At 61.8% G+C, this 11215-nt stretch carries 10 protein-coding genes; 3 read left to right on the top strand and 7 right to left on the bottom strand.

Annotated elements, in window-relative coordinates; translation table 11 throughout:
• Positions 1 to 12: 12 nt before the first annotated feature.
• The 6 genes from G410_RS0110845 to G410_RS0110820 form a co-directional block, all read right to left on the bottom strand.
• On the bottom strand, positions 13 to 729 hold the full coding sequence (locus G410_RS0110845) for a nucleotidyltransferase family protein (RefSeq protein ID WP_022673682.1): 717 nt from the start codon (positions 727 to 729) through the stop codon (positions 13 to 15).
• 1 nt (position 730) lies between these two features.
• Positions 731 to 1711, bottom strand: coding sequence for an aminoglycoside phosphotransferase family protein (locus G410_RS0110840; protein ID WP_028971361.1), 981 nt, complete (start codon positions 1709 to 1711; stop codon positions 731 to 733).
• A complete protein-coding gene (gene tsaE / locus G410_RS0110835; protein WP_156851934.1) occupies positions 1708 to 2151 on the bottom strand; it encodes a tRNA (adenosine(37)-N6)-threonylcarbamoyltransferase complex ATPase subunit type 1 TsaE in 444 nt (147 codons plus the stop codon). Before tsaE ends, G410_RS0110840 begins: the two co-directional genes overlap by 4 nt.
• 14 nt (positions 2152 to 2165) lie before the next feature.
• Entirely contained in the window at positions 2166 to 4511 is a 2346-nt protein-coding gene (locus G410_RS0110830) for a sensor histidine kinase (RefSeq protein ID WP_022673679.1), read from the bottom strand.
• 137 nt (positions 4512 to 4648) lie between these two features.
• On the bottom strand, positions 4649 to 6052 hold the full coding sequence (gene ahcY, locus G410_RS0110825; protein ID WP_022673678.1) for an adenosylhomocysteinase: 1404 nt from the start codon (positions 6050 to 6052) through the stop codon (positions 4649 to 4651).
• A 131-nt stretch (positions 6053 to 6183) separates the two neighbouring features.
• A complete protein-coding gene (locus G410_RS0110820) occupies positions 6184 to 6747 on the bottom strand; it encodes a YqgE/AlgH family protein (RefSeq protein ID WP_022673677.1) in 564 nt (187 codons plus the stop codon).
• Between the two features lie 109 nt (positions 6748 to 6856).
• On the opposite strand from G410_RS0110820, the gene G410_RS0110815 reads away from it, so the two are divergent.
• The 3 genes from G410_RS0110815 (at position 6857) to G410_RS0110805 (ending at position 9296) form a co-directional block, all read left to right on the top strand.
• Entirely contained in the window at positions 6857 to 7330 is a 474-nt protein-coding gene (locus G410_RS0110815) for a peroxiredoxin (protein ID WP_022673676.1), read from the top strand.
• 12 nt (positions 7331 to 7342) lie between these two features.
• Positions 7343 to 8782, top strand: coding sequence for an AMP nucleosidase (locus G410_RS0110810; RefSeq protein WP_028971359.1), 1440 nt, complete (start codon positions 7343 to 7345; stop codon positions 8780 to 8782).
• Between the two features lie 100 nt (positions 8783 to 8882).
• Complete coding sequence (locus tag G410_RS0110805; protein WP_022673674.1) at positions 8883 to 9296, top strand: hypothetical protein; 414 nt, start codon at positions 8883 to 8885, stop codon at positions 9294 to 9296.
• Between the two features lie 53 nt (positions 9297 to 9349).
• On the opposite strand, the gene G410_RS0110800 is transcribed toward G410_RS0110805, so the two are convergent.
• Positions 9350 to 11212 (bottom strand): M2 family metallopeptidase, encoded by a 1863-nt coding sequence (locus tag G410_RS0110800; RefSeq protein WP_033317591.1) that lies wholly within the window; start codon positions 11210 to 11212, stop codon positions 9350 to 9352.
• Positions 11213 to 11215: the final 3 nt, after the last annotated feature.

Genomic DNA, 11215 nt, shown 5'->3' with positions numbered 1-11215 from the left:
TTCACGAATGGCTTATCCATGAGCGAACCATTGCTCCGTGGGCTTGATCGCGGCGGGCGTGCCGATATCGAACCATTCGCCATCGAACATCACGCCATAGAGGCGCCCGGCATCGATCGCCCTGTTCCAGAAGCGATTGGTGCTGAACGCCTCGCTATCCTGCCCTTCGATCAGGCGCTTGGCCATGAGCTGGATACCGGTGAAGATATAGGGCGCAACCTTGCGCTCCATGCGGCGGGTGACGCGGCCCTGCCCGTCCAGATGGAAATCGCCCATACCACCATGATGGTGGGCACGGGCATGGGGCACGAGCAACAGCAGCGCGTCCATGCGCTTGTCGTCCCATTGCTCGGCCAGTTGCGTCAGGGCCGGGGTGGGGCCATCCACCCACATATTGTCGCTATTGACGCAGTAGAAGGGATCGGACGCGATCTTCGGGAGCGCCTTGACCAGCCCGCCACCGGTTTCCAGCAGCTTTTCGCGCTCGTCAGACACCACATAGTTCATGCCGAACGGGGCGTTGGAAACATGGCCTTCCAGCGCGTCCGCCAGATAATGCACATTCACCACCACATCGCGCACGCCCACCCTGGCAAGATGCTGCAGGGTGTGATCGATCAGCGGCGCACCCGCCACGCGCACCAGCGGTTTGGGGCTGCTCGCCGTCAGCGGGCGCATCCGCTTGCCGAGCCCGGCGGCCATCACCATCGCACCGGTCACCTGCGCCATATCAGAACTCCGAACTGGCTGTGACGAGTTCGGCGCGGCGGTCCTCGGGCACATTGTCATCGAACCACTGTTTCATGGGCGCGAGCGCGGGATGCGCCAGATCCCGTTCCAGCAGCTTCCACATGCGCGGCAGAAAGCTCAGATAACGCGGTTTGCCGTCGCGCCGCCACAGGCGTGTAAAAATGCCGATGATCTTGGCGTTTCGCTGCGCGCCCAGCAGCGCATAATGGGTGCGGAAGTCTTCGCCCTCGCCCGTTTCAGCGAGATAGCGGCCCAGCATTTCGGCCTCCAGCGCTTCGGGCACGTCGCGGCGCGCGTCCTGAAGCAGCGAGACCAGATCATAGGCCGGATGGCCCGCCAGCGCGTCCTGAAAATCGAGAAGACCCAAGCGATCCTCTCCGATCAGCATGATGTTCTCGGCATGATAATCGCGCAGCACCGTCACCGGTTTTTTCTGCGCGGCCACCACGGGCGTCAGCAGTTCTTTCCACAGCGCTTCATAGGCCGGTTGATCGACCCGTAGCCGCGCAGCCGGCGCGAACCATTCCGGCAGCAAATTGGCTTCCTCGACATATTTTTCCACCGAATAGTCCGGCACATCGGCCGCTGGCAGAGCGCGCAGTTTCAGAAGCTCGTCGATCGCCTGCGTATAGACCGCCTCTTCCTCTTCAGGATGATAGGCCAGATGCTCGCGCATGCGCCGGTTGCCTAGGTCTTCCAGCAGCACCAGGCCGCGCTCCAGATCGCTAGCGATGACCTCGGGCGCACGAAACCCATGCTGCACCAGATATCCGGCGATCTGGACGAACGGTGCCGGGTCCTCATGCGGTGGCGGCGCATCCATCAGGACGCCGCGATTGCCATCGACATCTTCCACACGGAAGTAGCGGCGAAAGCTGGCATCACCGGCCAGCGGCTCGATCCGCGCATCGGTCCACCCTGCGGCGTTGAGAAAGGCGGGCGCGCCGGGCGGTGGTGTCATCTGGGTGGCCATCGGGTTTCCCAACTACGCGGCACGGCCACTGTCAACCGCCGTGCGTCCGGTCCCTCCGGTTCGATGGTGATATGCAGCGCATCGGCAACAAATCCCGGTCCCCCGCGCTCCGGCCATTCGACCATCAGCGCGCCATAGGTCCGCGCCTCGTCCAGACCAAGTTCGATGAGGGCCGCCGGATCGTCGAGACGATAGAGATCGACATGAGATATCGGAAGACGGACATGGGGGGGGTCATAGGGATGCACCAGCGCGTAACTGGGGCTGGAAACTTCCCCTTGGTGGCCGAGACCCTCCAGCACGCCGCGCGCCAGCACGGTCTTGCCTGAGCCAAGATTGCCGCTGAGGGCGATCATGTCCCCGCGCCGGATCTGCGCAGCCAGCTGACGACCGAACGTCAGCATATCGGCAACGCTCGCGATGCTCATGGTCACTGGCCCGGTCATGATCGCGGCAGTCCGATGGTGACCATGGTTCCCTCGCCCAGCTGGGAGATCAGTTCGAGCGTACCGTCATGGGCTTCGATCAACTGGCGTGCGAAAGGCAGCCCCAGTCCTCCCTGCCCGGATAGGTCGTCCTTCGCACTTTCCAGCCGGTTGAGCGCGCGCGCCTGCGCTTTTCCATCCATGCCGGGGCCGTTGTCGGAAACCACGATGCGCGCCGCGTCCCTCGTGCCATCCGCAAAAATCAGCACGGCGGCGCCCGCCCCGGCATAGGACAGCGCATTTCCAAGCACATGATCCAGCGCCTGCCGAACGCGCCTGGAGTCGGCCAAGATGGTGCCGGCGCTGCCGCGTATGTCCAGCCTGAGATCGATGTCCTGCTGCTTGGCCGCACCGCGATAATCCGCCGCCAGCTTGCTCAGCAGATCGGCCAGCTTCAGCGCCTGACGGTCGATCGGGAGCGCACCGGCCTCGCCCTGGCTGAGATCGAGCACGGTGTTGATCTGCCCGGACAGGCGCTCGACCGACTGGAGGATCGCGTCGACATAATCGCGCGCCTGCGCCTCCAGTTCACCGGCCATGCCGGCCGCCAGCATCTCGGCAAATCCCTGAATGGATGTCAGCGGCGTGCGAAATTCATAGCTCATGTTCGACAGGAAACGGCCCTTGATGGCGTCGGCCTCGGTCAGGGCCTCATTGCGTTCGCGCAGCGCCCGCTCGATACGCTGGCTGTCCGACACATCGAGCATGGAAAACAGCGCGTTGCCGTCCGGCAGCGGCATGGTGGAAAAGCGGAAATGGCGGCCATCGGCAAAGCGCATCTCGCCGTCGCGCCGCGCGCGTTTCTCCGTCGCCGCGCGCACGGTCTCGCGCATGATCGCGGCCTTGGCGGGATCGTCCAGTTGACGGGCGATGGCGGTGATCAGCTTGTCGATATGGGGATGGCCGGCCAGCGCCTTGTCGTCAGCCTTCCAGATTTCGGCAAACCGCTCATTCCACAGGTTCAGACAACCATCCGATGCGAACACGGCGATGCCTTCGAACAGATTGTTGAGCGTGGCGGTGCGCACCCGCAACAAGGTATCCCGCGAGCTGGCGAGCCGGGCCTGCTCGGTCCGGTCCTCGAAAATCAGCAGCAGCCCGCCGTCCGGCGTCGGCTGGGCGATGACGCGCAGATGGGTGCCGTCGGCCAGCAACCAGTTTTCCTCGACCGGCTCGGGCGCGCGAAACCATTGCTGGCGCTCGGTCCGCCATGCGCCGAAGTCGCGCACCTCCGGCAAGCGCTGGGCATCGCGCATACGGTCCAGCACGCGAGAGAAATCGGGCTGTTCGGCCAGCCAGCTTTCCTCCACGGTGAACATTCGCCGGAAGGGAAGATTGGCAAAGGTCGCATGATGATCGGCATCGAACTGGATGACGCCGGAAGACATCGCATCCAGCAGGTCGCGCTGCGCCGCCACGAACCGGCGATGTCTGGCGCGGGTGTCGGCCAGTTCCTGCATTTCGATCGCATAGCCCGCCACGCCCGTTTCGCCGAGGGGCACGTCGACCACCAGCATATTGCGGCGATCGCCGTCGATCGTCACGGTGACTTCCCGTTCCAGTGTCTCCCGTTTGTCCGCCGCTTCCTGCGCAAATGAAAGCGCGGAGCGGCCCTCCACCGGCTCCACCAGTTCGGTACCGCGTTCGACCACCTCTTGCGCGGAACGCCCCGCTACCGCAGCAACATAGGCCCGATTGACCAGCATCAGCGCCCCATCCGGCGCGCGGTGCCACATCGGCAAGGGCGCCGCCTCGATCAATCCGGACAGGGCAGCAAAGGCGGCCCGCGCCGCATCGGCCTCATCCGCCAGTTTTGCATGCTTGCTGAAGGGTTCGGAGCGATCGAAAAACCATAGCAGCGCCGCGCCATTGGGGTAAATCTGGCTGTCGGCCAGCCCGCCATGGATGGCCAGGGCACGGTCGCTGCCTTGCACGGCAAAACTACGCTCGAACGATTTGCCGGTGCGCTGCGCAAGCCTCACCTGCTCGATCAACAGATCCACATCGGCTGCGGCAAATCCGCTGCCATCCGCCTCGCTCGACAGGTCGGACAGATGGTTGATCTCACCTTGGATACCGAGCCAGCCCAGCAACCGATCGGGCGCATCGACCTTGCCGTCGAGCCGGACGATCAGCGGAATGGCGGGCGCAGTTTCGATCAGCCGGCCAAGCCGCGCAGTCTGGCGCAAGCTTGCCTCTGCCTTGCGGCGCAACGTCAGGCCGGACCACAGCGCCCATGCACCGGCCAGCAGCCATGCGCCGAGAACAATGCCGATAAGGACGGTGGAAAACGCTCCGCTCATAATTTCGGGCTAGGCGAAGCGTTGGCGAGGTCAAGGGCCATGATGGAGAACCGGCATCATGTGGCGCGCATGAAAAAGGGGCCGGTCACCATATTGGCAACCGCCCCCAGAATGCGCATCGCTAGGCGATAGCGTGATCAGTAACGGTAATGTTCCGGCTTGAACGGACCTTCCTGCGACACGCCGATATAGGCGGCTTGCGCGTCGCTCAGCTTGGTCAGGTTCACGTTCAGCTTGGCAAGATGCAGCGCCGCCACTTCCTCGTCGAGGTGCTTGGGCAGGACGTAGACGTCATTCTCATATTCACCGGTCTTGTGCTTGGTGAACAGTTCGATCTGCGCCAGCACCTGGTTGGTGAAGCTGGCCGACATCACGAAGCTGGGATGGCCGGTCGCATTGCCGAGGTTCAGCAGGCGGCCCTTGGACAGCAGGATGATCCGCTTGCCATCGGGGAATTCAACCATGTCGACCTGCGGCTTGATTTCGGTCCACTTCATGTTTTCCAGGGCACCGACCTGAATTTCATTATCGAAATGGCCGATATTGCCGACGATCGCCATGTCCTTCATGCCACGCATGTGCTCGATGGTGATGACGTCCTTGTTGCCGGTCGTCGTGACGAAAATGTCGGCGCGCTTCACGCCCTCTTCCATGGTCACGACCTCGAACCCGTCCATCGCGGCCTGCAGCGCGCAGATCGGATCGATCTCGGTCACGATGACGCGCGCACCGGCACCGCGCAGCGACGCGGCCGAGCCCTTGCCGACATCGCCATAACCCGCGACGCAGGCCAGCTTGCCGGCCATCATCACATCGGTGCCGCGGCGAATGCCGTCAACCAGCGATTCCTTGCAGCCATATTTGTTGTCGAACTTCGACTTGGTGACCGAATCGTTCACATTGATCGCCGGGAAAGGCAGCTTGCCGGACTTGCTCAGTTCATAAAGGCGATGCACGCCCGTCGTGGTTTCCTCGGACACGCCGCGGATCATCTCCACGGTTTTCGTCAGATAGCCCGGCTTGCGCTCGACGAACGCCTTCAGCGCGCGCTGCATCTCGGTTTCTTCTTCATTCTCCGGTGCCGGCATGCTTTCGCCTGCTTCCATCCGTGCGCCCCAGAGCGCGAACATCGTGGCATCGCCCCCATCGTCCAGGATCAGGTTGCACGGCTCATCGCCCCAATCGAAGATTTTCGCGACATAATCCCAATATTCGCCAAGCGTCTCGCCCTTGACGGCGAAGACGGGAATGCCCTGATCGGCAATCGCGGCCGCGGCATGATCCTGGGTGGAATAGATGTTGCACGTCGTCCAGCGTACTTCGGCGCCAAGCGCGACCAGCGTCTCGATCAGTACGGCGGTCTGGATCGTCATGTGGAGCGAGCCGGCGATGCGCGCGCCCTTGAGCGGCTTGTCATCACCATAGCGTTCCTGCAGCGCCATCAGGCCCGGCATTTCGGTTTCGGCAATGGTAATCTCGTTGCGGCCATAATCGGCAAGCGAGAGATCGGCGATGATATAATCCTGGGTGGCGGTTGCCATGTCGTTTGTCTCCTGGGAGCAGGCGTGAAAATTCTCCGCGCGCAGCGTAGCCGCGGTCTGTATGCACCCTGCATAACGAGCAATGATTTAAATATAAAGAAAACTTTATATGCGAATTCGACGGAGCGTGGTCATGCCGCGCCGAAACCGCTCGAAAGCATGGCCGGGTCGATCCCGGCGCTGCGATAAGCCGCCTGCCACAGCTCTTCGGGCGGCGCTGCGAACAGCACCTCCTTGTCGCAATCGGCGATCAACCAGCCGTGGCGGGTCAGCTCTTCCTCCAGCTGGCCGGCATCCCAGCCGCTATAGCCCAGCGCCAGACGCCAACGGACTGGGCCATTGCCCGCCGCGATGTCCGCCAATATCGTCAGGCTGGATGTCAGGCCCCAGCGGCCGGCCACGTCGACGGTATCGCCGCGGCTATAATCCAGACTGTGCAGCACGAAACCGCGTTCCATTTCCACCGGGCCGCCCTGAAAAAGCGGCTGTTCGCCCATATCCTGCGCGCTCTCCAGCCCAAGCTGGACGAACACCTCGGCGGCGTGCACACCATCGACGGTGCGGCCCAGATCGATCCCCATTGCGCCATTTTCATCATGCATGCAGATCGCGATCACCGCCTGCTCGAAGCGCGGATCGCCCATGCCGGGCAAGGCGAGAAGACAGCGGCCGGTAAAATATATAGGATCGGTCATGGCTTGGCAGCATAGTCCGCAAAGGTGACGGGTCCAGCATGCAACCATTCCACTGGTGAAACTTTTGCCCTAGGCACGTTCCAGATCAACCGTTCCAGAAAGGACAATCATGCCCATCAAAGAAGGCGACACCCTCCCGAAAGCGCAGTTCACCACCATGACGGATGATGGACCGCAGCCGGTCGATTTCGATACATTCTTCAAAGGCCGCAAAATCGCGCTTTTTTCCGTACCCGGCGCGTACACACCAACCTGCTCCGCGCGCCATCTGCCCGGTTTCGTCGACAAGGCGGACGAGCTGAAGGCCAAAGGCATCGATGAAATCGCCGTGACGGCGGTCAACGACGTCTTCGTGCTCGGCAAGTGGACCGAAGAAGCCGGCGACATCACGCCGCTGGCCGACGGCAATGGCGAGTTCGTCAAGGCGATCGACCTCACCATGGACGGCACCGGTTTCGGCATGGGCACGCGCGGCCAGCGTTTTTCCATGATCGTGGACGATGGCGTGGTCACATCCCTGAACGTGGAGCAGCCGGGCGATTTCCGCGTCAGCTCTGCCGACCACATGCTCGAACAGCTTTAAAAGACGGAGGATATCATCTCTCCCGAAGCTATTATCGACGATCTGCGACGGCGCTATGAAGGCGCCGTCGCCAATCTGCGCCACGATGTGCAGGCCTACATCGCGGACGGCACAGCGCCCTCCCCGTCTGCCCGGCGCGAAGGACGGTATGCCTATCCGCAGCTGACCGTTCATTATGACGGGGAAAAGCGCGATCGTCACCGAACCACGTCTTTCGGCCGGCTGGTAAACCCGGGCAGTTTTGCTGCCAGCATCACCCGCCCGGATCTGTTTGCCAATTATTTGACCGAGCAGTTGAAGCTGCTCGATGCGCAATATGAAATTCGCGTCGAATGCGGGGCCAGCCAGCAGGAAATACCCTTTCCCTATGTGCTGGACGCCGGCGATGGCATTGCCCTCGGGTCGGTCGGCTCGCAGGAGCTGTCGCGCCATTTTCCGACCACCGATCTGGCCGATATCGGAGACGAGGCGGCCGATGGTCTGTTCATCACGCCCGAAGGCGAGCCCGCACCACTCGCCCTGTTCGATGCGCTGAGAACGGATTTCTCGCTGGCGCGCCTGCGCCATTATACCGGAACTGCGCCGGAGCATTTCCAACGTTTCGTGCTGTTCACCAATTATCACCGCTATATCGATGAATTCGTCAGCTGGGGCTGCCAGCAAGTCGGCAAGGGGCGCTTCACGGCGCTATCCGGTGCGGGCGGGCTGATGATCGACGAGGCGCATGACAAGGCCGCCGATCTGGTGGCCGACAGCACCTGGCGACGCCACCAGATGCCGGCCTATCATCTGATCGCGGAAGACGGCAGCGGGATCAGCCTCGTCAATATCGGGGTTGGGCCATCGAACGCGAAGACGATTACCGATCATCTGGCCGTGCTCCGGCCCGAGGCTTTCCTCATGATCGGCCATTGCGGCGGTTTGCGTCCGTCCCAGCGGATTGGCGATTTCGTGCTCGCCCATGCCTATCTGCGCGACGATCATATCCTGGACGATGTACTGCCCACGGAAATACCCATCCCACCGATCGCCGAAGTGCAGCAGGCGCTGGCGGAATCGGCACAGGAGGTGCTGGATATCGACCGCGATGCGCTGAAGCGGCGCATGCGGACCGGCACCGTGGTCACCACGGACGATCGCAACTGGGAACTGCGCTTTTCGGACAGTGCGCTGCGTTTCTCGCAAAGCCGTGCGGTGGCGATCGACATGGAATCGGCCACGATCGCGGCCCAGGGCTATCGCTTCCGCGTGCCCTACGGCACATTGCTCTGCGTTTCGGACAAGCCCTTGCACGGCGAGATCAAACTGCCCGGTCAGGCCAATCGCTTCTATGAGGAGTCGGTTTCGGCACATCTGCAAATCGGCATCGCGAGCTGCGAAAAATTGCGGCAAATCGGCGCACAACTGCACAGCCGCAAATTGCGTGCCTTCAACGAACCACCATTTCGATGACGTGTAAATGTCGGATTGATGACGGGATTTTGTTCTCGAAGGGAAACAACCCTCTTGTTCGTGCATTGGTTTAGCGAATTTTCAAAACGGGAGATCAATAATGACCGATGCCAAATCCACCACCACGACACCGCCGCTGAACGAGAAGACCACCTCGGAAAAAGTCAGCGACAGCGTGAAATCCGCCGGCAAGACGGTATCCGACAAGAGCAAGGTTGCCGCTACGAAGGTGAGCGATGGTGCCAAATCCGCCGCTGACAGCGTGAAGAGCGGCGCGGCAAAGGCCAGCGATTCGGTCAAGAGCGGTGCCAAGAAGACGAGCGAAACGGTGAAGGCAAACCCCGGCAAGACCGCAGCCGTCGTGGGCGGCATTGCCGCAGCGGCCGCCGCTGCCGTGGTCGGCACCAAGGTGTACAGCGACAAGAAGAAGAAGGACGCCGCGCGCGAGGAAATCGATAAGGTCGGTATGCCCGAGATGCGCGCCGGAACGACCAAGGTCGATCACAGCAAGTGATCCAATAGGGTCTTAATAGAAAAGGGGCGCCGATCTGGCGCCCCTTTTTTTGTTTACCAACCGCAATCGCGGCCCTTGTTCTGCGTTTTCAGCCAGCTCTGCAGCGGTGCGAAATATTCCAGCATCGCCTTGCCGGACATGTCGCGGCTGCCGGTGAACTTCTCCAGCGCGTCTGGCCATGGCCGCGATGCGCCCATTTCCAGCATGGCATTCAGCTTTTCGCCCACCGCCTTGTTGCCGTAGAAACTGCAGCGATGGAGCGGACCTTTCCAGCCCGCTTCGTCACAGGCCGCTTTGTAGAACTGGAACTGCAGGATGCGCGCCAGGAAGTAGCGCATATAGGGCGTGGTCGCCGGGATATGATATTTCGCACCGGGGTCGAAATTCGCCTCGGTCCGCGCGACCGGCGGCGCGATGCCCTGATATTCCAGCCGCAGATCGTCCCAGCCCTGTTGCAGGCCGCTGCTCGGGATCGATCCGTCGAACACGCCCCAGCGCCATTTATCGACCATCAAGCCGAAGGGCAGGAACGCGACCTTGTCCATCGCCTGACGCAATAGAAGGCCGATATCCTTGTCGGACGACGGCACCTGGCTTTTGTCCAGCAAGCCGATCTGGACCAGATATTCCGGCGTGATCGACAGCGCGATCATGTCGCCAATCGCCTCATGGAAGCCGTCATTGGCACCGTTGAGGTATAGAAACGGCTGCTTGTTGTATGCCCGCTGATAATAATTATGACCAAGCTCATGGTGGATCGTCGTGAAATCGTCGGCATTCACCTTGATGCACATCTTGATGCGGACATCGTCCACATTGTCGAGATCCCAGGCCGAGGCATGGCACACCACTTCACGGTCCTGCGGCTTCACGAAAAGAGAGCGTTCGAAAAAAGTCTCGGGCAGCGGCTCGAAACCAAGCGAGGAGAAAAAGCCCTCGCCGGTCTTCACCATCTTCAGCGCGTCATAATCCTTTGCCTCGAGCAGGCTGGTAACATCATAACCGATGTCGCCCGCCCCGGCCGGCGCCACCACATCATAGATATTGCCCCACTCCTGCGCCCACATATTGCCCAGCAGATCGGAGCGGATCGGGCCGTCTGGGGATTGCACGCTATCGCCATATTTCTCGTTCAGCTTGGCGCGCACGAAGCAATGCAGATCATCGTAAAGCGGTTTGACGTCCTGCCACAATTTGTCGGTCAGCTCGGTGAACTGCTCGGGCGGCATGTCATAGGCAGAGCGCCACATCGATCCGACATCGGCATAGCCCAGATCCTTCGCGCCCTGATTGGCGATGCCCACCATGCGGATATAATCTTCCCGCATCGGCGCGCCGACATTATCGTTCCAGCTGGTCCACATTTCCTGCAGCTCGGCCGGATCGCGGCTTTCGCCCATCTTGGCCTCGATATCGCTGCCATTGATCGGCTGGCCGTTCAGCGTGCCCTTGCCCTTGCCATATTGCGATGTGAGCGAGGTGGAGATCCTGTTCAGTTCCGCTGCCGCGCCCGCCGTGGTCGGTGCGGGAAGAACGATGCCACCGCGCAGCGTGTTGAGCTTGCGCAAGGTATCGTAATCCAGCCCCTCGACGTCGGCAAAACGCGCCGCATCATTGGCAAATCCCACCGACATCTCGGTGCCGATGGTGCCGAAATAGGCGGCCAGCGCATCGCTGTCCTGCGTCAGATAGGTGGCGTTCACCCAGGCGGCCTGCGCTGCGGGTATCGAGAATTCGGCCAGCTTGGCTTCCGCGCCTTCGACGAAGGAGATGGCCTCTTGCGTGCTCGGCGTGGCTGCATTGCCATCGACCTGCGGGGCCGCGCTGGTCGTGGTGCCGGGTGCACCGGTCTGGCTCACCGCCTGCGCGGCGGCGGGCGCGGTGATGGCGAGGCTGGCCGCCGACAAGGCCAGCATGGA

Source organism: Novosphingopyxis baekryungensis DSM 16222 (genome assembly GCF_000420305.1).
Lineage (GTDB): Bacteria > Pseudomonadota > Alphaproteobacteria > Sphingomonadales > Sphingomonadaceae > Novosphingopyxis > Novosphingopyxis baekryungensis.
Note: the sequence above shows the minus strand (reverse complement) of the source record. Positions and strands in the feature narration are given on the sequence as shown.